This is a genomic window from Mycobacterium sp. E740 (genome assembly GCF_001672895.1).
GTDB lineage: Bacteria > Actinomycetota > Actinomycetes > Mycobacteriales > Mycobacteriaceae > Mycobacterium.
This window is the reverse complement of sequence record NZ_LZKP01000172.1, coordinates 1-19558: the sequence shown is the minus strand read 5'-3', so window position 1 is coordinate 19558 and position 19558 is coordinate 1. Positions and strand designations below refer to the sequence as shown.

Genomic DNA, 19558 nt, shown 5'->3' with positions numbered 1-19558 from the left:
GGCACGGGTGAAACGCTTCAGATGGTGACCGACGCTCCGCGTTCCATTTCGATGATCCGGTCGCCCAGCCCGCGCCGCTTCATTTCCCCGACGAAGTCGGAGAGCGGCGAGGCGAACACCCCGTAATCGTCGAAGTGCACCGGGATCATCTTGGGCAGGTCGAGCAACTCGACGACGTCTGCGCCCTGGCGACCGTCCATCGTCACCGTCAGACCGAACGGCAGGTGCCTGCCGAAGGGCAGCCGGGTGCCCCCGAGATGCAGCACGCCAACGTCGATGGACTCGAATCTCACTGGGATCTCCCGTAATTCGTCGACGAGCAGGGTGTCACCGGAGACGTAGAGGCGACGCCGTGCTGTGCCGTCGGAGAACTCGATCATGCTGCCCATCACCGGCGGCAGGAATCGGTCGACCGGCGTGGGCGCATGCCGCCCGGGCAGCGAGGTGACGGTCACCGACGTGGTGCCCTTGGTGAACGTGTGGTGCTGCCAGGTGTCCAGCGCGACGGCTTCGCCGAAGCCGCGGTGAGCCAACCGTTTGGCCGCATGTGGGGTGGTCAGGATCGGCAGCCCGTGGTCGAGGCGGCGCTGCGACACCCGGTCCCAGTGGTCTCCGTGCATGTGCGAAAGCACCACCCCGTCGAGCACGGGCAACTGGTCAATGTCGAGCGCCGGTCCCTTGAGTCGCTTGGACAGCAGGCCGTAGCCCAGATAGGCGTGCTGGCCGCGGTGCAGGAAGTTCGGGTCGGTCAACAGGGTGACCTGGCCGCCGGAGATCAAGGTGGTGGCGTTGCCGATGAAGGTGACGGTGACGTCCATCGCCCCTGACTACCCGCCGCGGCAGGGGTTATGCCCGACAATGGGCGTGTGGGTGAGGAACTCAAGGGCGCCGGTTTCACCGGCGCGCAGCGCCGCGAGTACCGACGCAAGGTCCAACAGTGCCTCGACGTGTTCGAGACCATGCTCACCCAGTCGAGCTTCGACTTCGAGCGACCGCTGACGGGCATGGAGATCGAGTGCAATCTGGTCGACTCGGCCTATCAACCCGCGATGAGCAACTCCGAAGTGCTACAGGCGATCGCCGACCCGGCGTATCAGACCGAACTGGGCGCCTACAACATCGAATTCAACGTGCCGCCGCGCCGGCTGCCCGGACAGGCCGCTTTCGAACTGGAAACCGAGGTGCGCGCGAGCCTCAACGCGGCCGAGACCAAGGCCAGCCGCCATGACGCGCACATCGTGATGATCGGCATCCTGCCGACGCTGCTGCCCGAGCACCTCACGGGCCGCTGGATGAGCGAGTCGAAGCGGTATCAGGCACTCAACGATTCGATCTTCACCGCGCGCGGCGAGGACATCCTGATCGACATCGTGGGGCCGGAACGGCTGAGTCTGCAGACCGCGTCGATCGCACCGGAGTCGGCCTGCACCAGCATGCAACTGCACCTTCAGGTGTCGCCCGCCGAGTTCGCGCAGAACTGGAACGCCGCTCAGGTGCTGGCCGGTCCGCAACTCGCGCTCGGCGCGAACTCGCCGTACTTCTTCGGTCACGAACTGTGGGCCGAGACCCGCGTGGAGCTGTTCGCCCAGGCCACCGACACCCGGCCCGACGAGCTCAAGGCGCAGGGCGTGCGTCCGCGCGTCTGGTTCGGCGAGCGCTGGATCACGTCGATCTTCGATCTGTTCGAGGAGAACGTGCGCTACTTTCCGTCGCTGCTGCCGGAGCTGTCCGATGAGGATCCGGTCCGCGAACTCGCCGAGGGACGTGCCCCAAAGCTGGCCGAGCTGCGGCTGCACAACGGCACCATCTACCGGTGGAACAGGCCGGTGTACGACGTGGTGAACGGCCGCCCGCACCTAAGGGTGGAGAACCGGGTGCTGCCCGCGGGCCCCACCGTGGTCGACATGATGGCCAACGCCGCGTTCTACTACGGCACGCTGCGCGCGCTGGCCGAGGAGGACCGTCCGTTGTGGACGAAGATGAGTTTCGCTGCGGCACACCAGAATTTCATGGAAGCGGCGCAGCGCGGGATCGATGCCCGGTTGTACTGGCCCGGCCTCGGCGAGGTGACCGCCGACGAGCTGGTGCTACGCCGGCTCTTACCGATGGCCGACGAGGGACTGCGCCGGTGGGAGGTGGCGGCCGAGGTGCGCGACCGGTATCTCGGGGTGATCGAGGGCCGCGCGAAGACAGGTCGCAACGGCGCCACCTGGCAGGTCGCGACGGTGCGGGCGTTGCAGGAGCGCGGGATGGCGCGGCCCGCCGCGCTCGCCGAGATGCTGCGCCGGTACGCGACGCGGATGCACAGCAACGAGCCGGTGCACACCTGGGACGAGGGTTTCGACGACTAAGCCTGCGCAGTCGCAACGGCAAGCGCCTCCGCGAACTGTTCGAGATCGCCGGCGCTCGCGTCGACGTGGGGTGACGCGCGCAGCACCGGCGTCGTCATCTCGAACGGGGCCCGCAACGTCTCGGCATATGTGGTGACGATGCCGCGCTCGGCGATCAGCCACGCGCGCACCCGCTGCGGGTCGGCGCCGTCGGTCGGCGCGAGCGTGGTGATCGCCGTCGGCTCGTCGGCCGCTTCGACCACTCGCCAGCCGTCGACCTCGGCGAGCACCTCGCGTGTCATCCGGCCGACCTCGCCGAGACGCTCACGGACCTGCGCGGATCCGGCCGCGAGGTGTTCGCCGACCGCGACGGAAAAGCCCACGCGCGCCGCGATATTCGCCTCGCCCTGTTCGAGGCGCTGCAGGACGCTCAGGGGCAGGTCCCAGTCCGGTGGCGGTACGCGCGGGCGCAGCCGCGCAGCGAGCTCCGGTGCGATCGCCAGAAAGCCCACTCCCCGCGGGCCCGCGAGCCATTTGCGCGACGAGCCGTAGATCGCCGACGGCGCGACCGCGCAGTCGAGGTGCCCCAGCGCCTGCGCGGCGTCGATCACGAGCGGCAGCTCCAGGCTGCGGCAGACGTCGGCCAGTGCTGTCAGCGGTTGTGCGACGCCGCGATGGCTGCCCAGCGCCGTCAGGTGCACCAGGGCCAGCGGGTCGCCGGCCAGCATGCGCGCGGACGCGTCCACGTCGAGCCGACCGTCTTCGTCGGCGCGCATTGCCCGGACCTGAAAACCGTTGGCGGCCATGATCCCCAGGTTCGGTCCGTATTCTCCGGGCAGGCATGCGAGCGTGCGTGGACCCGGCCACGCCGACAGCAGAAGGTCCAGCGCGTTGTTGGCGCCGGTGGTGAAGACGACGTCGCCGGGCGTCAGGCCGGTGAGCGCCGCGAGCGCGGCCCGGCCCGCATCCAATGCGGGGGTGGCGGCGTCAGCGGCGACGTATGCGCCGACCTCGGCTTCGTGACGAGCGTGCTGGGTGGCGGCGTCGATGGTCGCGAAGCTCTGGCGTGAGCAGGCCGCGCTATCGAGGTGCAGCCCCGCCACCGCCGGCCGCGCGGACCGCCACTGTTCACCGAGACTCATTTGACCGACAAGGAAAGCCCGAAGTCGCCCGCGGCGTCGGTCCACCAGTGCGTGCGTCGCAGCCCGGCGGCGGCCAGTTCTGCGCCGACACCGTCGGGCCGGAATTTGCAGGACACCTCGGTGAGCATCTCCTCGCCGTCGGCGAAGTCGACGGTCAGATCGAGGCCGCGGATGGTGACGCTCTGAGAACCGTTGGCGCGCAACCACATCTCCATCCGCTCCTCGGCGGCGTTCCACTTCGCGACGTGTTCGAAGGCGGCAGGGTCAAAATCGGCTCGCAGCTCGCGGTTGACCACCGACAGCACGTTGCGGTTGAACCTCGCGGTGACCCCGGCGCTGTCGTCGTACGCCCGCAGCAGCCGGTCGGTTTCCTTGACGAGGTCGGTGCCCAACAGCAAGGTGTCGCCCGGCTGCATGGTGTCTGACAACGCGACAAGGAAGGCGGCGCGCGGTTGTGGCGTGAGGTTGCCGATTGTGGAGCCGAGGAACGCGAACAGCCGGCGCCCGGTTCGGGGGATCCGGTCCAGGTGATGTTCGAAATCGCCGCACACGGCATCGATTTCGATGCCGGGGTATTCCCTGCTGACCGCTTCGCCGGCGGATGTCAGCACTGAGGCGTCGACGTCGAAGGGGATGAACCGGCGCAGAGAGCCGCCGTCATGCAGCGCGTCGAGCAGCATGCGTGTCTTCTCCGACGTGCCACTGCCGAGTTCGACCAGCGTATCCGCGCCCGAGGCCGCAGCCACCTCAGTGGACCGCTCTCGCAGGATCTGCGCTTCGGTGCGTGTCGGGTAGTACTCAGGCAGCCGGGTGATCTGTTCGAACAGGTCACTTCCGACCGAATCGTAGAACCACTTCGGCGGCAACGACTTCGGGGTGCGAGCCAGCCCGTCGAGCACATCACGGCGCAGTGCCACCGCCGCCGAGTCGGCGGACAGGTAGTTCGACAGCGACAGGGTCATCACGATCCTCTCAACGGTGTCAGCTCGACATCGGACCCGGCCACGCGCACGAGATGACGGTCGGGAACGTCGCGCCAGCCCGGATCGTCGTCATAGGGTTCGCTGGCCACCACGACACCGTCGCTTCGCCGCAGCACCGCAAGGGTGTCCCCCCAGGTTGTGGCCAGTAGCTCAGAACCGTTGCCCGCCAGTATGTTGAGCCGTGCGCCGGGATCGGCGGCGCCCACCTCGGCGATGGTTTCGCCGAGCGCGTCGAGTCCCCGCTCGAAGATCATCGCGGCCAGCAGCGCGCTGTCGTTGGTCGATTCGGCGTCGGCAGAAAGCGGTAGCACGGCGCGGTCGACGAGGCCGTTGTGCGAGAGCAGCCAGTGGCCGTCGGTGAAGGGCGCACACGCCGTGGCCTCGATCGGCATGCCGACGCTGGCCGAGCGGACGGCGGCGACGACGCACCGGCTGCGCAGCGCCGGAGCGATCGAGGCGAGCGAGGCATCCCCCCACAACGGTGTCGCGCTGCGCCACCGGCGGGCGACGCCGTCGTCGTCGAAGAACCCGACGCCCCAGCCGTCGGCGTTCATCAGCCCGTGCTTCTGCTTGCGCGGCGAATACGACTGCACCAGCAGGCCGTTGGGCGGCTCGAGCACCAACGACGCCACCGACGCGGGCGCGCCGATCCACCCGATGTGCCGGCACATCAGACGTCCCACGCCAAGCGCACACCGGAGAAGATCTGCCTGCGGATCGGGTGGTCCCAGTTGCGGAAGCTGGGCCGCAGGATGCTCGCCGCGACCGCCCACGACCCGCCGCGCAGCACCTTGTAGTCCCCGTCGAAGAAGGGTTGCGAATAGCGTTCGTAGACCATCGGCGTGAAACCGGGCCACGGCCGCAACGGTGAGGTGGTCCACTCCCACACGTCACCCAACATCTGCTCGGCGCCATAGGCCGACGCGCCGGCCGGATAGGCGCCGACGGGGGCCGGTCGCAGCGCCTCACCACCGAGGTTGGCCAGCGCCGGGGTGGGTGCTGTTGTGCCCCAAGGGAAGCGACGGCGCGAACCGGCCACCGGGTCCCACGCGCAAGCCTTCTCCCATTCGATCTCGGTGGGCAAGCGGGCACCGGCCCACGTCGCGTAGGCCTCCGCCTCGTAGAACGTGACGTGTTGGACCGGTTCGTCGGCAGGGATCTCCTCGACGTGGCCGAAGCGCGTGCGGGTGCCGTCGTCGTTCCAGAACTGCGGTGCGCGCAGGCCGGCCTGCCGCCGATGCACCCAGCCGCGGTCGGACCACCACCGCGGGTTGCCGTAGCCGCCGTCGTCGATGAACTCCCGCCACTCGGCGTTGGTGACGGGAACGCGGCCGATGCGGAAGTCGGGCACATCGACCACATGGGCGGGACGTTCGTTGTCGAGGGAGTGCGGCTCGACCACCGGGTCGACGCCCAGCACTAACTCACCACCCGGGACGAGTACCGAGGTGCCCACCACGCCGGCCCGGCCGGCCGGCAGCGGCTCGCCCGCGCCGAGCAGCGGCGCACCGGCGCGCAGGTTCAGCGCCTGCAACATGGTTTCGTCGTGCTGGTTCTCGTGGCTGATCACCAGCGCGAAGCTGAATCCGGCAGCGTCGTTCAATTCGGCAGCGTCGTCGGGCAGCAGGTGGAGGGTGTCGAGGACCTTCTCGCGCACGGTGCCGCAGTAGGCGCGGGCGTCAGACGGCGGGAGCAGCGGCAGGTTGACCCGACTTGCGCGGGAGTTGACGAACGCGTCGTACAACCGCTCGACGTCGGGGGTCAGCATCCCCGGCCGGTCCGGGTTGCCGTCGCGCAGCAGCCAGAGTTCTTCCTGCTGGCCGATGTGGGCGAGGTCCCACACCAACGGGCTCATCAGCGGGCTGTACTGACACCCCAGTTCGGCGTCGTCGAAGTCGACGAGCCGCAACGTGCGCTCGCGTGCCCTGGTCAGTTCGCGCGCGATGGTCTCGCGTGGTGTCACAAGTCCCCTCGGGCCAGTTCAGTGACCGCAGGTGCAATGCCGTGGTTCACGGCGCGGTCGCTGAAGTCGTCGGCTGGGCATCGTCCCTGTTCTACCGAACGCACCAGCTGCTGCATCGATTCCTGGAGGGCGGCCGGCGCGCGTTCGGCAGCGACCTGCACACATCGCTGCGCGGCAGCGTGCAAGCGGATGTCGGCCAGGCCGATCTGGGCGGCCTGATCCCATGCGGTCGCCACAGGTTCGGTGGCTTCGGCGGCGACATCGGCGGCCACCGGATCGTCGAGCAGCGTGACGAGCGTGAACACGATCGCCGGCCAGATCGCATCCGGCACGCTGTCCAGATATCGGATCTCCAGCCACTGGCGCGGCCGCACCGGCGGGAACAGCGTGGTCAGGTGGTAGTCCAGGTCGGCTGCAGTGGGCCTGCGCCCGCCGAGTGGCACGCGGCCCTCGACCCAGTCGACGAACGGCACCCATTCGGTGAGCGGTTCGGCGCCGGTCACCGGATCGTTGACGAGCATGACCGGCGCCTTGAGCGCATAGCGTGCCCAGTCGCAGGCCGGGTCGTCGCCGCTCACACCCAAAACCGGGCCGCAGCGCGCCGAGTCGAGCTGGCTCCAGACCCGCTGCCGGGCGGAGCGCCAGCCGGAGAACCGCCCGCTCAACAGCGGCGAATTCGCCGCGATCGCGACCATCGTCGGGCCGAGCGCATGCGTCAACCGCACCCGGTCCGCCCAGCCGGCGCGCGGACCGGCATCGAGGTTGACCTGGACCGACGCCGTCGACGTCATCATCGCCGCACCCGCGGCGCCGGTGCCGCTGGCCTGGAAGAACGCCTCCATCGCGCGGTAGCGCGATCCGGGGTTGACGCGCTGCGGGGCACGCAGCGGATCGGCGCCGAGCAGAACCAATCCGAAGCCCGCGCGGGCGAAAGCATCCCGCAACACCGCACGGTCGGCGACCATCGCATCGATCGCCGCCGTCACACCCGGCAGCGGCGGGCCGGACAGCTCGACGGCGCCTCCCGGCTCGACGGTGACCCGGCTGCCACCGGGAAGCACCGGCAGTGCGGCGATGGTGTCGGTGAGCTCCTGCCACGCCGGCCGGCGCACCGGATCGGCCAGGTCGAAGCAGTGCGCCTCGATCTCCAGTCCGACCCGGCCCACGGTGCCGTCGCGCAGGCACCCGTCCGCGACGCGCAACCCGGCGGCGTGCACGCTGCTCAGCACGACGGGATCAGCTGTTCGGGGCCGCGCGTCATCCGCCTCGGACGTGATGGTGTAGGTCATCCCAACCATCCCCTTCCGGGTCGGACCGCTCGCCTACTTCAACCATCTTCCAGACGAGACCGACAAGTCTCGCCGATTCCGAATGACGGCTTCGTTACAACAAGCTGAATCCGGGCTCGGAGCGTCAGACCTTCGCCGACAACTTGACGTCGATGTTGCCGCGGGTGGCCTTGGAGTAGGGGCAGACCTGATGCGCCTTGTTCATCAGGTCCTCGGCCGCCCTCTGCTCGAGCCCAGGCAGGTAGCCGATGAGGTGCGCGTTGATGCCGAAGCCGCCCTCCGGGTCCTTGCCGAAGCCGACCTGGGCGGTGATGCCGGTCGCGTCGTCCAGCTTGACGTCGTTGTTCTTCGCGACCAGGCGCAGCGCGCCGAGGAAGCAGGCCGCGTACCCGGCGGAGAACAGCTGCTCGGGGTTGGTCCCTTCGCCGCTGCCCCCGGCTTCCTTGGGCGGGCGGGTGTCGAGGTCGATGCGGCCGTCCGAAGACTTCACGTGGCCGTCACGGCCGCCTCCGGACGCGGTGGACTCTGCGGTGAAAACGACTTCAATGCTCATGGGCTCGATCATGCCAGCCCGGCCGCTGCGGACAAGATGCCCGTCTCGCACGGACCGGCGTCGTCAGGCGGTGCCCGGTGTGGCGATCCCCGCACCGGCCATGCCGGCGCCTCCGATCGACGGGGTTGTCACCATCGGCGGCGGAGCTATCGGCGCCATGGGCGCTATCGGAGCCATCGGCGCTATCGGAGCCGTCGGCGCCATCGGCGGGGGAGCGATCGGGGCGATCGGGGCGATCGGCGCCGTCGGCGGTGGAGCAATGGGCGCGATCGGGGCAGCAGCCATCGGCGGCGGGCCGGCCGCAGCCGGCGGCGGCGGCAGGGCGTACGGACCGCCCGCGCATATCGGGTTGGCGGGCTGTGAGATACACGCGGTGTCCCCCGGGCCCGTCGGGGCCGCGCCCGGCGGCGGAGTCGCGGCCGGCGGCGCGTACGGACCTCCCGCGCATACGGGGTCGAGCGGCTGCGTCAGGCACTCGGGGTCGGCCGGACCCGTCGGCATTGCGTACGCGCCGTCTTGGCATTTGGCCAGATCGCGGTCCGCTCCGGCGCATCGGGGATCAGCCGGATTGGGCGCGGCGTTCGCCACCACGGTCGCGCCCGATGCGGTGGTTCCGATAAGTGCCAGTGCCACAACCGCTTTCGTCATCGCAGCGCTGAATCCCGAAGGCCTCGTCCAATTCATCCATCGCTCCTCACGCGCGGACTCGAACGAGCCACCCCGAGTGCGCTGCCACCGACACATCACGGCGATGGTCGCACGCCAACCAGCTCGTCGGGGGAAAACAACGATATGAGCGACGAAATCTATTCGGCCTCTTGTAATTTGACGTCAACGTCAACCGTCACTCGGGGCTGCGACAGCTCGAGGGCCCGGTGTTCACCGGGCCCTCGAGTCGGATGTGGTCAGGGACGCGTTGGCGCAGTCGTCGTCGGCGCCTCGGGTGCCTGCGGCGGTTGCGGCGACTGAGCGCCTGGGCCTTGCCCACCACCCGGCCCGCCGAACTGCGGCCGCTCCATCTGGCCACGCGGCCCCATCGGGAACTGCGGTGGCGGCCCGCGATGGAAGACGACGTCACGGTCGTGGCCGCCGGCATGGCCACCTCGGTGATGGCCGCCCGAGTGGGCACCGAGGATGAAGCCGGTGAAGAAGATCACCGCGACGATGAACACGACGCCGGCGACGATGCCGACCCACGCGGCGACGGCGCCCAGCCTAGAGTGGCGCCGTTCCTCACGCGCGGGCCTCGGTTCGACGGGGGCGTACCGGGGTGCAGTGACTACGGGTTCCGTGCCTGGTTCGGATGGTGTTTCGCTCATGACTCCCATATTGCGGCCAGTTTCGATGTAAAGGGCATGTGTGACCTATGAGCAGGCTGTGAGATGCGCCGATTGACAGCCGCAGCGACGACAACCTAGTTTCGACTACACGCGTTGTCAGCGTTGCGGGCGGAAGGAACCTCGATGACCGAGCGCCCTGTCCCCACGCGTCATCCGGACAGTCCCCGCCCAGTACCGGCCGGCATCCGGGCGATGGCCCAGCTGTTGGCCATCGCGCCGCCCACGCCGCAACAGTGGCACCAACTGGGTGAGCGATTGACCGTGGGCGATGAACCGATGGACCGCCTCGTCGAGTGGATGTCCGAGACTGGAATCAAGGACACCCGCCCGCTGTTCGACGCGGCACTCGCCCATGGGATCGACGCGGTCCCCTCGGCGCCGGAACCGTTGCGCGAGTTCTTCTCCGAAGTCGAGAACACCCCCGGATGGGTCGACCCGGCAAAAGTGCGGCGAGGGCAGCGCGCGCTGCGTCGCGGCGGTGCCGACGGGATGTACGTCGCGCGGGACGTCTCGCTGCTCGGCGGCTATCAGTTCTCGGGGTTCAACAAGACGCTGCTGCGCACCGGGGCGCTGGAGAAAGGATCGAACAAGCGCTTCGCCGAGACGATGCAGTGGGCGATGGACGTCATCTCCGAGGGCGGCCTCGAGTTCCGGGGCGCCGGCTATCGGTCGACGCTTCGGGTTCGGCTGATCCACGGGCTCGTGCGCCGGCATGTCGCCGCGATGCCGGATTGGCGTGCCGGCGACTGGGGCGTGCCGATCAACCAGACCGACATGGCCGCAACGCTGATCGGCGCGCTCGTCGCACCCGCAGTCGGCAGCGTCGGAATGGGAATCGTGTTGCGGCCGAAGGACTATGACGCGGTCGCGCACCTGACTCGCTACGTCGGATGGCTGATGGGCGTCGAGGATGAGTGGCTACCGCGCGGCTTTCGCGACAGCATCCGCGTGCTGTACCACACCCTCGGCGCGCTCGCGGCGCCCGACGAGTCGTCGAGGCAGTTGGCGGCGCCGATGGCCGACGACCCACTGATCTGGCACTACGACAGCATGCCCACGATCCGTCGTCGTATCGCACGGGCCCAACATCTTTCGCTCACCAGCGGCTTCCTGGGACCACGGACCATGCGTGCTCTCGGACTACGACCGCAGGTGCCCTGGTATCCGTTGCTGCGCCTACCGGTGAACCTGGCCCGCAGCGCGGCGGCGGTGGCGCTGCCGGGTGGGATCATCCGCGCCACCGCCCGGGGTGACCGCCAGCACCAGGCGTTGATGCGGACGATCATCGGGGACAGCGCTGCGACGATCGGCGAATCCGCGAATCACGTCAGCCACGTCGCGTGATTGCACTCACGCAGACCGTTACTCGCTTGGATTCAAGCGGTGGCTGCAACGAATGTGGACGGGTCTGACAGTAGTCGGTCGAGTTCTTCGGCGGGGGTGCGCCAGCCGAGGCGTTTGCGGGGTCGGGCGTTGAGTTCGGCGGCAACTTCGTCGAGCCATCCGGGGCCGTAGAACGACAGGTCGGTGCCCTTGGGGAAGTACTGGCGTAGTAGGCCGTTGGTGTTCTCGTTGGTGCCGCGCTGCCAGGGGCTATGGGGGTCGCAGAAGTAGATCGGCAGCCCGGTGGCTTCGGTGATCTTGGTGTGCAATGCCATTTCGCTGCCTTGGTCCCAGGTCAGTGAGCGGCGCAGGATCTCGGGGATCTCGGGGACCTTGGCCGACATCGCGTCGGCCAGGGTGGCTGCGGTGCGGTCTTCGGGCAGGTGCAATAGGACCACGAACCCGGTGGTGCGCTCGACCAGGGTGCCGATCGCCGATTGTTGGCCCGCGCCGATGATCAGGTCGCCCTCCCAGTGCCCGGGGATGGCGCGATCGTCGGCCTCCTTGGGGCGTTCGCTGATGTTGATCATGTCCTTGATCTTGCCCTGACCACTTCCCGTGCGGCCCTGCGCTTTTCGCTGGGTACGTCCGGTGCGTAGCGCGGTCTTGACCAGCCGGGCCAGCTCGCCGCGCGGTTGAACGTAGAGGGCTTGGTAGATCGTTTCGGGTGACACCCGCATCTCCGGATCGTCGGGGTAGTCGTGGCGCAGCCGCTGGGCGATCTGCTCGGGACTGTGCCGCTGCTCCAACCGTTGCACGACTTCGGCCAGCAGGACAGGGTTGTCCTCGAGCTTGCGCGCCTTAGGTCGCTTGCGGTTGGCGTCGGCCGTGTCTTGGCCGACGCGGGCGCGATACCCCGAGCCGGTCAGACCCTTGACGATCTCGCGGCAGATCGTGTCGCGATGACGGTCGAGCAGCTGCGCGGCCCGCACCGCGGTGCATCCCGACTCGAGCAGCTCCTCGAGTCGGTAGCGTTCGGTGAACGACAGCGGGGCACGCGGCCGTCGCGCCGCGGCGCTCTCCACAAGAGCAAGGGCTGGGGTTCTTGGCATGTAACCAGCCTGTTTGACCCAGTTCGTGCCCGTGTTCTCCGACACGCCGGCAATTACCGCGGCCTCGATCGGCGAGGACCCCGATCGCATCGCCGACCAGAACGCCTCCCGCACCGCTACCGGATACCGGACGCCGCGATGCCGCAGATCAGCTGACAACCCTGCAGCGCGAGCCCACTTCGAACCCGTCTGATGCGACACCTCGGCCACCGTGGCCGCTGCCGATTGCGACATTCCCGACCTCAGCGCCTCGAGAAAGACCTCACGCGCGGACTCGGGAACCTCTTTGCTGCCCTGCTTGCGAAACCCCATCGAACAACACCCCTCAACCAGTCAGGTGTTGCAGCGACCGATTGAGTCTGAGTCGCACTTTGTCTGCGCGGTTGCAATCTCAGAGTTCGGCGGCGAGCAGCTCGGCGATCTGAATCGTGTTGAGCGCCGCGCCCTTACGGAGGTTGTCCCCGGAGACGAACAACGCCAGCCCGCGGCCCTCCGGCACGCCGGGATCCTGGCGGATGCGGCCCACCAGTGAGTCGTCCGCGCCTGCGGCTGCCAGCGGGGTCGGCACATCGACGAGCGTCACGCCCGGCGCCGCCCCCAGGATCTCCGACGCACGCGCAACCGAAAGCGGCTGGCTGAACTCGAGATTCAATGAGAGCGAGTGGCCGGTGTACACCGGGACGCGCACACACGTTCCGCTGACCGCGAGGTCGGGGATGCCGAGAATCTTGCGGCTCTCGTTGCGCAGCTTCTGGTCCTCGTCGGTCTCACCGGAACCGTCGTCGACGAGCGAGCCGGCCAACGGCACGATGTTGAACGCGATCGGCGCGACATACTTCGCCGGCGCCGGAAAGTCGAGCGCGCCGCCGTCTGCCACCAACTGCCTGCTGTCCCCGACGACCGCGGTGGCCTGGCCGTACAACTCGTCCACGCCGGCGATCCCGCTGCCCGACACCGCCTGGTAGGTCGAGGCGATCATCCGCACCAGACCCGCCTCGTCGTGCAACGGCTTGAGCACCGGCATCGCGGCCATCGTGGTGCAGTTAGGGTTCGCGATGATCCCCTTGGGCCTGCGCCCGGCGTCGCGCTCGAAATTCACCTCGCTGACCACCAGCGGCACGTCGGGGTCCTTGCGCCACGCCGAGGAGTTGTCGATCACCACCGCACCGGCTGCGGCGAACCGCGGCGCCTGCACGCGCGACATGGTCGCGCCCGCGGAGAACAACGCGATGTCGAGACCGGCGGGGTCCGCGGTCTCGGCGTCCTCGACCTCGATCTCCTGGCCCCGGAACGACAGCTTCTTGCCCTGTGAGCGTGCAGAAGCGAAGAACCGCACGCCGGTGGCCGGAAAATCGCGCTCTTCCAGGAGGTTTCGCATCACCTGGCCGACCTGACCGGTCGCCCCGACTACCCCGATGTTGACCATCTATCGTCCCGTTCCCGCATAGACAACGGCCGCCTCGTCGCCGCCCAGTCCGAACGCCTCGTGCAGCGCGGCGACGGCTTTGTCCAGATCGGTGTCCCTGACCAGCACCGAGATTCGGATCTCCGACGTGGAGATCAGCTCGATGTTCACCCCGACCTCGGCCAGCGTCTCGCAGAACGTGGCCGTGACCCCGGGGTGGCTCTTCATGCCCGCGCCCACCAGGGAGACCTTGCCGATGTGATCGTCGTAGAGCACGCCGGTGAAACCGATCTCACCTTGCAGCGAGCTGAGCTTCTGCACCGCCGCCGGCCCGTTGTCACGGGGACAGGTGAACGTGATGTCGGTCTTGCCGTCCTCGATCTTGGAGATGTTCTGCAGCACCATGTCGATGTTGATGTCGGCATCGGCGACGGCGCGAAACATCTTGGCGGCGTAGCCGGGTACGTCGGGGATGCCGACGACGGTCACCTTGGCTTCGCTGCGGTCGTGCGCGACTCCGGTCAGGATGGCGTCTTCCACGGGTATGTCCTCCATCGATCCGGTCACCAGGGTGCCGGGGTTGTCCGAGTATGACGAGCGGACGCGGATCGGCACGTGGTAGCGGCGGGCGTACTCCACGCACCGCAGCATCAGCACCTTGGCGCCGCAGGCAGCCATTTCGAGCATCTCCTCGAAGCTGATCCGGTCGAGATGACGCGCGTTCGGCACGATCCGCGGGTCGGCGGTGAAGATACCGTCGACGTCGGTGTAGATCTCGCACACGTCGGCCCCGAGCGCCGCGGCCAACGCAACCGCGGTGGTGTCCGAGCCGCCCCGGCCGAGCGTGGTCACGTCCTTGCTGTCCTGGCTGACCCCCTGGAAACCGGCGACCAGCACGATGACGCCCTGGTCGAGCGCGTCGCGCAGGCGGCCCGGGGTGACGTCGATGATCTTGGCGTTGCCGTGGATACCGGTGGTGATCACACCGGCCTGCGATCCGGTGAACGACCGCGCCTGCGCACCCAGCGAATGGATGGCCATGGCGACCAGCGCGTTGGAGATCCGCTCACCCGACGTCAGCAGCATGTCCATTTCACGGGCCGGTGGCGCCGGACAGACCTGGTGCGCCAGGTCCAGCAGGTCGTCGGTGGTGTCGCCCATCGCCGAGACGACCACGACCACGTCGTTGCCCTGCTTCTTCGTCTCGACGATCCGCTCGGCGACGCGACGGATCCGCTCGGCGTCGGAGACCGAGGATCCGCCGTACTTCTGCACGACGAGCGCCACTGAACAAGCCTTTCAAGAGCCGGAGAAGGTCCCAACAAGGATAAGCGCTGCGCGCACCTCATTTATCCCGCGGTCATACGCCCAGGAAAGCGAAGGGCTCGGCCTGCTGGAACGCCGAGCTGGCGTCGCCGGCGTAGATCGTGCGCTCCCCCTCGCCGAGGTTGAGCCGCAGCGTCGGCGCGCCGGGTGAGAAGTCGATGTTTCCCAGCTCCACCCAGAAGGTGTTGGGCGAAAGCGCCGACTCGAAGAAGTAGCGCAGCGCCTTGTGGTCGACGACCGTGCGCCAGCGCGTGGTCGAGATGTTGGGTTCGTCCGACGTCGAGATGCCGTACGGGGTGGACGCGTTGCGCACCACGCTGAGCACGGCCGCCGCGGCCAGCAACGGGTCGTCGGTCTTGGGGACCGCGTCGATGTAGAACGACGCCCGAACGAAGCGGTCTGCGGCGCGGTTGGTCCCCGGCAGCATGACCGTCCCACCGATCTCCTTCCAGTACTCGTTGATCGCGAGCTGCTTGTCGAAGGTCGGCGAATTGGTCATCACCTGGTATTGCCTGCCGTGGTGGATGACCTGCCTACCGTCGATGTACTCGACGATCGCGCTGTCGCCGCCGCCGTCGGACATCGCCAGATGCAGCGTCGCCATCCGGTCCTCACCCGGGACCTGTGCGGTCGCCACCCGCAGCGGGATCGCAGTCAAGGCCTGCACCGCCTCGGCCACCGTCGCGAAGTTGTCGAGCACGTACTGGCCCCACAGCGCGAGCGAGACAGCGGGGCCGTCGGCGGTGTCGGCCGGGTACTGCGATTCGGCCAGCCACAGTAGGTTGACGGCCAGGCCGGCCTCGTTCACCCCGTCGGTGGTGCTGATGTCGTAGCCGCTCGCCACGAGACTGCCGTACTTCGATGTCCACTCGGCGGAGTTGGCGCCGCCCTGGCCGGTCCGGTGGACACCGCGGGGCAGCGCCCACAGATTCGTCCCGATCTCCGACTTCCAGTCCATCGAACGACCGGTGACGTTGCGTTCGTTGTTCCCGAGGTAGACGACGCGTGTGCACACGCTGGGTCAGCTTATGGGGTGCTCAGCCCGAGCATGCGTTCGACAGCTCGGCCAGCTTGCGCTGGATCTGGCTGTCGATCGCCGACATCTCGTAGTAGACCCGCGGCGCAGGGGCGCCCGGCGCCCGAGACTCCGTCGCCGCACGTGCCTCCGGCAGCTTGTTGACGAACTGTGTCGCGAGGTCAGCGAGGTCTGTGGCGGTGAACCGGAGTTCCGGTTTGTCGATCTTGCGGGCACGTTCGGCCAACCCGTCGGCCCACTGCTGATACGCGAGTTGCTCTGCAGCGGTCGGCGGCCCCTTGGTTCCCTCGGTCTTCTCATCGATCAACTTGCTCTGCGATTTGTTGTAGTCGAGCAGGTCGTGCACAGGGCCGCATTCGGCCGGGGGCCTCTGCAGCTGGGTGTACACCAGCGCCACGAGCGACACCACCACGACACCGATCGCCACCCACCATCGCCGGTCAAGCCTCACCGCTGGAACTCTAGCCAGCGGTTCAGTCACGGTGCACGCTCGGCGTCGTCCTGTTTTGTGACGAGGTTGGGACGGGAGTACAGTGGGGCCCGATGTTCTCGGTACAGCGGGTGCTCCTTCTCGGCAGCCGCGACGGGGTCTGACCAAGACCGGCTTCCCGTCGCGGGTGTTCGCGATGCGCCGGTCGAGTCCCTTTCAACTCCCGGAGCAATACCGTGACCACTTTCTCGAAACCATCGCCTGATTCGCCCGACGCGTATTCGTCGGTTCGCCAGATCACCAAACCGTCGGGGCCGCCCCGTCCCGGGCAGCCGACGTGGAACACCCAGCGCGCCTCGGCCATGCCGGTGAGCCGCTACCGCAGTTTTGCCGACGAAGTCGAGCCGATTCGGCTGCCCGACCGCACCTGGCCCGACAAGGTCATCGACGTCGCGCCGATGTGGTGTGCGGTCGACCTGCGCGACGGCAACCAGGCGCTGATCGACCCGATGAGCCCGGCCCGCAAGCGGCGCATGTTCGATCTGCTGGTTCGTATGGGCTACAAGGAGATCGAGGTCGGCTTCCCGTCCGCCAGCCAGACCGACTTCGACTTCGTCCGCGAGATCATCGCCGAGGGCGCGATCCCCGACGACGTCACGATTCAGGTGCTGACGCAGTGCCGCCCGGAGCTGATCGAGCGGACGTTCGAGGCCTGCCAGGGCGCACCACGCGTCATCGTGCACTTCTACAACTCCACGTCGATCCTGCAGCGCCGCGTGGTCTTCCGGGCCGACCGCGACGCGGTCAAGGCGATCGCGACGGACGGCGCGCGGATGTGCGTCGAGGAAGCCAAGAAGTATCCGGACACCGCATGGCGGTTCGAATACTCACCGGAGTCCTACACCGGCACCGAGCTGGAGTACGCCGTCGACGTGTGCAACGCCGTCGCCGAGATCGTCTCTCCGACACCGGAATCACCGTTGATCGTGAACCTGCCCGCCACCGTCGAGATGGCTACGCCGAACGTCTACGCCGACTCGATCGAGTGGATGCACCGGCAGCTGACCCCGCGCGAGTCCATCATCTTGAGCCTGCACCCGCACAACGACCGCGGAACCGCCGTTGCCGCAGCCGAACTGGGCTACCAGGCCGGCGCGGACCGGATCGAGGGCTGCCTGTTCGGCAACGGTGAGCGCACCGGCAACGTCTGCCTGGTGACGTTGGGCATGAACATGTTCTCCCGCGGCGTCGACCCGCAGATCGACTTCTCCAACATCGACGAGATCCGGCGCACGGTCGAGTACTGCAACCAGTTGCCGGTGCACGAGCGTCACCCCTACGGCGGCGACCTAGTGTACACCGCGTTCTCGGGCAGCCACCAGGACGCGATCAACAAGGGTCTGGACGCGATGAAAGTCGCTGCGGACGAAGCGGATTCGGATGTCGACGACATCCTGTGGCAGGTGCCCTACCTGCCGATCGACCCGCGCGACGTCGGTCGCACCTACGAGGCCGTCATCCGGGTCAACTCGCAGTCGGGCAAGGGCGGCGTCGCCTACATCATGAAGGCCGACCACGGCCTGGCGCTGCCGCGGCGGCTGCAGATCGAGTTCAGCCAGGCGATCCAGCAGATCACCGACGGTGAGGGCGGCGAGGTGTCGCCGAAGGAGATGTGGGACGTCTTCGCCGAGGAGTACCTGGCACCGGTTCGCCCGCTGGAGCGGATCCGCCAGAAGGTGACGGCTTCGGAGGTCGACGGCGGCACGGACACCGTCGAGGCGGTGGTGAAGGTCGACGGCGTCGAGCGCGAGATCGTCGGAGCGGGCAACGGTCCGCTGGCGGCGTTCTGCGACGCCTTGGGCGCCATCGGCTTCGACGTCTCGGTGCTGGACTACAGCGAGCACGCGATGTCGGCCGGTGAAGAGGCCCAGGCCGCGGCGTACGTCGAGGCGGCGATCGGCGGGACGACGGTGTGGGGCGTCGGGATCGCGCCGTCGATCACCACCGCATCGCTGCGCGCGGTGGTCTCGGCGGTCAACCGCGCCGCACGCACGTCCCTCCGCTAGCCACTGGCCCGCGAATCACCGTCCGGCGGCATGGGACGTTGCGCGCGGCGGGTTTTGCGGCTTACCTGTTGTGATGCCCGAGTTGAATCGTCGCCGCGTGATGCAGATGGCCGGCATCGGCGCGCTGGTCGCCAGCATGCCTGTCCCCGCCGCGAAAGCCGCGCCCGCTGGCCGTTACCTGTTCGAGGACAATTTCGACGGCCCCGCGGGGTCAGCGCCCGACTACTCGAAGTGGGAGCCTGCGCTGGCGCGGGAGGACATGAAGGATCCGACGTTCTGGGAGCTGCCCGGAAACGTCGGCCAGTACCGCGACGATCGGCGCAATCTCTTCCTCGACGGCAAATCCAACCTCGTCATCCGTGCGGCCAAGGACGGGGACACGTACTACAGCGGCAAGCTGTTCGGAAAATACCGGGGCTCCATCGGGACGACGTGGGAAGCCCGGATCAAGATGAACTGCCTCACTCCCGGCTGTTGGCCGGCCTGGTATCTGGCCAACAACGACCCGGTCACCGGCGGGGAGGTGGACATCATCGAGTGGTACGGCAACGGCAGTTGGGCCCCGGGTACCACCGTCCACGCGAAGCTCAACGGCGGGGAGCACGTCAGTCACACCATCGCGCCGGACAGCGCGTGGCACACGTGGCGGGCCCAATGGGATGAGTCGGGCATCCGCTTCTGGCAGGACTACAGTGACGGCGCGCAACCGTACTTCTCCGTTCCGTCCGGAGCATTGCCCGATTGGCCGTTCAACAACTCTGGCTACACACTTTTCCCGATCGTGAATCTCGCCGTGGCCGGCTCCGGCGGCGGCGATCCCCGTGGGGGCAGCTATCCGGCCGAGATGCTCGTCGACTGGGTTCGAGTCTGGTGACTGCACCCAGCTAGAACAACGCGAACTGGTCGCCGGCCGGCGTGCTGTCGGTGAACTCCTCGACGCCGGTGCCGCCGACGACGGCGTCGAGACATCGCATGAACTCGCTGTCGGTGACCAGCGGAACGCCGAGCTCGTGGGCCTGATACCCCTTGCCCTGCTCCGGACGCGGATCATTGCAGACGATCAGCGAAGTCTCCGGGTCGACCGCGTCGGTGTAGGCCAGGCCGGCGTGCAGGATGCGCTCGATGAGCTCTTCGTGGGTGCGTTTGACCTCGGCGGACAGCGCGACCCGCATACCCTGCACGAGCGGTCGCCCCGCGACGAACCGGCCGGGATTCAGGTGTGTGCACGGCAACCGCGACGCCACCGCCTTTAGCGGGCGC

General features: G+C 68.0%; 18 protein-coding genes and 1 pseudogene. 4 read left to right on the top strand and 15 right to left on the bottom strand.

What is annotated here, in order from left to right; genetic code table 11:
* Positions 1 to 17: 17 nt before the first annotated feature.
* Positions 18 to 818, bottom strand: coding sequence for an MBL fold metallo-hydrolase (locus tag A5663_RS16170; protein ID WP_068151103.1), 801 nt, complete (start codon positions 816 to 818; stop codon positions 18 to 20).
* Positions 819 to 848: 30 nt separating this feature from the next.
* On the opposite strand from A5663_RS16170, the gene A5663_RS16165 reads away from it, so the two are divergent.
* Positions 849 to 2351, top strand: a complete 1503-nt coding sequence (locus tag A5663_RS16165) for a glutamate--cysteine ligase (RefSeq protein WP_369816644.1) — start codon at positions 849 to 851, stop codon at positions 2349 to 2351.
* Here the strand turns inward: A5663_RS16165 and egtE are convergent.
* The 8 genes from egtE to A5663_RS22700 all read right to left on the bottom strand — a co-directional run bounded on the left by egtE (position 2348) and on the right by A5663_RS22700 (position 9579).
* The gene (egtE, locus tag A5663_RS16160; protein WP_068151100.1) at positions 2348 to 3472 is read right to left on the bottom strand and encodes an ergothioneine biosynthesis PLP-dependent enzyme EgtE; all 1125 of its coding nucleotides are present in this window, start codon (positions 3470 to 3472) and stop codon (positions 2348 to 2350) included. The genes A5663_RS16165 and egtE overlap by 4 nt on opposite strands.
* Positions 3469 to 4434: an L-histidine N(alpha)-methyltransferase gene (egtD, locus tag A5663_RS16155; protein WP_068151097.1), complete on the bottom strand. Its 966-nt coding sequence runs from the start codon at positions 4432 to 4434 to the stop codon at positions 3469 to 3471. Before egtD ends, egtE begins: the two co-directional genes overlap by 4 nt.
* Positions 4434 to 5126, bottom strand: a complete 693-nt coding sequence (gene egtC / locus A5663_RS16150) for an ergothioneine biosynthesis protein EgtC (protein WP_068151092.1) — start codon at positions 5124 to 5126, stop codon at positions 4434 to 4436. Before egtC ends, egtD begins: the two co-directional genes overlap by 1 nt.
* On the bottom strand, positions 5126 to 6418 hold the full coding sequence (gene egtB, locus A5663_RS16145; RefSeq protein WP_068151090.1) for an ergothioneine biosynthesis protein EgtB: 1293 nt from the start codon (positions 6416 to 6418) through the stop codon (positions 5126 to 5128). Before egtB ends, egtC begins: the two co-directional genes overlap by 1 nt.
* Complete coding sequence (gene egtA / locus A5663_RS16140) at positions 6415 to 7707, bottom strand: ergothioneine biosynthesis glutamate--cysteine ligase EgtA (protein WP_068151087.1); 1293 nt, start codon at positions 7705 to 7707, stop codon at positions 6415 to 6417. Before egtA ends, egtB begins: the two co-directional genes overlap by 4 nt.
* A gap of 124 nt (positions 7708 to 7831) precedes the next feature.
* Positions 7832 to 8260 carry an organic hydroperoxide resistance protein gene (locus tag A5663_RS16135; RefSeq protein ID WP_197503427.1) on the bottom strand — a complete coding sequence of 143 codons (429 nt, stop codon included), beginning with the start codon at positions 8258 to 8260 and terminating at the stop codon, positions 7832 to 7834.
* Between the two features lie 63 nt (positions 8261 to 8323).
* Positions 8324 to 8908, bottom strand: a complete 585-nt coding sequence (locus A5663_RS23105; protein WP_068151080.1) for a hypothetical protein — start codon at positions 8906 to 8908, stop codon at positions 8324 to 8326.
* Positions 8909 to 9165: 257 nt separating this feature from the next.
* Complete coding sequence (locus A5663_RS22700) at positions 9166 to 9579, bottom strand: hypothetical protein (RefSeq protein ID WP_082974188.1); 414 nt, start codon at positions 9577 to 9579, stop codon at positions 9166 to 9168.
* A gap of 144 nt (positions 9580 to 9723) precedes the next feature.
* Here A5663_RS22700 and A5663_RS16120 point away from each other — a divergent pair, with 144 nt between their 5' ends.
* Positions 9724 to 10944, top strand: a complete 1221-nt coding sequence (locus A5663_RS16120; protein ID WP_068151073.1) for an oxygenase MpaB family protein — start codon at positions 9724 to 9726, stop codon at positions 10942 to 10944.
* A gap of 32 nt (positions 10945 to 10976) precedes the next feature.
* Here A5663_RS16120 and A5663_RS16115 read toward each other — a convergent pair.
* The 5 genes and pseudogenes from A5663_RS16115 to A5663_RS16095 all read right to left on the bottom strand — a co-directional run bounded on the left by A5663_RS16115 (position 10977) and on the right by A5663_RS16095 (position 16253).
* Positions 10977 to 12135, bottom strand: a pseudogene (locus A5663_RS16115) (IS30 family transposase).
* Positions 12136 to 12426: 291 nt separating this feature from the next.
* Complete coding sequence (locus A5663_RS16110) at positions 12427 to 13461, bottom strand: aspartate-semialdehyde dehydrogenase (RefSeq protein WP_068151070.1); 1035 nt, start codon at positions 13459 to 13461, stop codon at positions 12427 to 12429.
* Complete coding sequence (locus A5663_RS16105) at positions 13462 to 14727, bottom strand: aspartate kinase (RefSeq protein ID WP_068151067.1); 1266 nt, start codon at positions 14725 to 14727, stop codon at positions 13462 to 13464. It lies immediately after the preceding gene.
* Positions 14728 to 14800: 73 nt separating this feature from the next.
* Complete coding sequence (locus A5663_RS16100) at positions 14801 to 15781, bottom strand: linear amide C-N hydrolase (RefSeq protein ID WP_068151064.1); 981 nt, start codon at positions 15779 to 15781, stop codon at positions 14801 to 14803.
* A gap of 22 nt (positions 15782 to 15803) precedes the next feature.
* Positions 15804 to 16253, bottom strand: a complete 450-nt coding sequence (locus A5663_RS16095) for a hypothetical protein (RefSeq protein ID WP_068151062.1) — start codon at positions 16251 to 16253, stop codon at positions 15804 to 15806.
* Between the two features lie 215 nt (positions 16254 to 16468).
* Between A5663_RS16095 and leuA the strand changes: the two genes are divergently transcribed.
* Positions 16469 to 18298: a 2-isopropylmalate synthase gene (gene leuA, locus A5663_RS16090; RefSeq protein WP_068151059.1), complete on the top strand. Its 1830-nt coding sequence runs from the start codon at positions 16469 to 16471 to the stop codon at positions 18296 to 18298.
* A 73-nt stretch (positions 18299 to 18371) separates the two neighbouring features.
* Positions 18372 to 19172, top strand: a complete 801-nt coding sequence (locus tag A5663_RS16085) for a family 16 glycosylhydrolase (RefSeq protein WP_068151053.1) — start codon at positions 18372 to 18374, stop codon at positions 19170 to 19172.
* Positions 19173 to 19182: 10 nt separating this feature from the next.
* Here the strand turns inward: A5663_RS16085 and A5663_RS16080 are convergent.
* Positions 19183 to 19558 (bottom strand): BRCT domain-containing protein (locus tag A5663_RS16080; protein WP_304443155.1); only part of this gene is annotated, 376 nt, incomplete at its 5' end.

Bases quoted from the DNA above. Each gene is read 5' to 3' on its own strand.
- egtC (WP_068151092.1), bottom strand. From the start codon at position 5,126: ATGTGCCGGCACATCGGGTGGATCGGCGCGCCCGCGTCGGTGGCGTCG.
- egtA (WP_068151087.1), bottom strand. From the start codon at position 7,707: ATGACCTACACCATCACGTCCGAGGCGGATGACGCGCGGCCCCGAACA.
- A5663_RS16085 (WP_068151053.1), top strand. From the start codon at position 18,372: ATGCCCGAGTTGAATCGTCGCCGCGTGATGCAGATGGCCGGCATCGGC.
- A5663_RS16135 (WP_197503427.1), bottom strand. From the start codon at position 8,260: ATGAGCATTGAAGTCGTTTTCACCGCAGAGTCCACCGCGTCCGGAGGC.
- egtE (WP_068151100.1), bottom strand. From the start codon at position 3,472: ATGAGTCTCGGTGAACAGTGGCGGTCCGCGCGGCCGGCGGTGGCGGGG.
- A5663_RS23105 (WP_068151080.1), bottom strand. From the start codon at position 8,908: ATGACGAAAGCGGTTGTGGCACTGGCACTTATCGGAACCACCGCATCG.
- A5663_RS16110 (WP_068151070.1), bottom strand. From the start codon at position 13,461: ATGGTCAACATCGGGGTAGTCGGGGCGACCGGTCAGGTCGGCCAGGTG.
- A5663_RS22700 (WP_082974188.1), bottom strand. From the start codon at position 9,579: ATGAGCGAAACACCATCCGAACCAGGCACGGAACCCGTAGTCACTGCA.
- A5663_RS16165 (WP_369816644.1), top strand. From the start codon at position 849: ATGCCCGACAATGGGCGTGTGGGTGAGGAACTCAAGGGCGCCGGTTTC.
- egtD (WP_068151097.1), bottom strand. From the start codon at position 4,434: ATGACCCTGTCGCTGTCGAACTACCTGTCCGCCGACTCGGCGGCGGTG.
- A5663_RS16120 (WP_068151073.1), top strand. From the start codon at position 9,724: ATGACCGAGCGCCCTGTCCCCACGCGTCATCCGGACAGTCCCCGCCCA.
- A5663_RS16170 (WP_068151103.1), bottom strand. From the start codon at position 818: ATGGACGTCACCGTCACCTTCATCGGCAACGCCACCACCTTGATCTCC.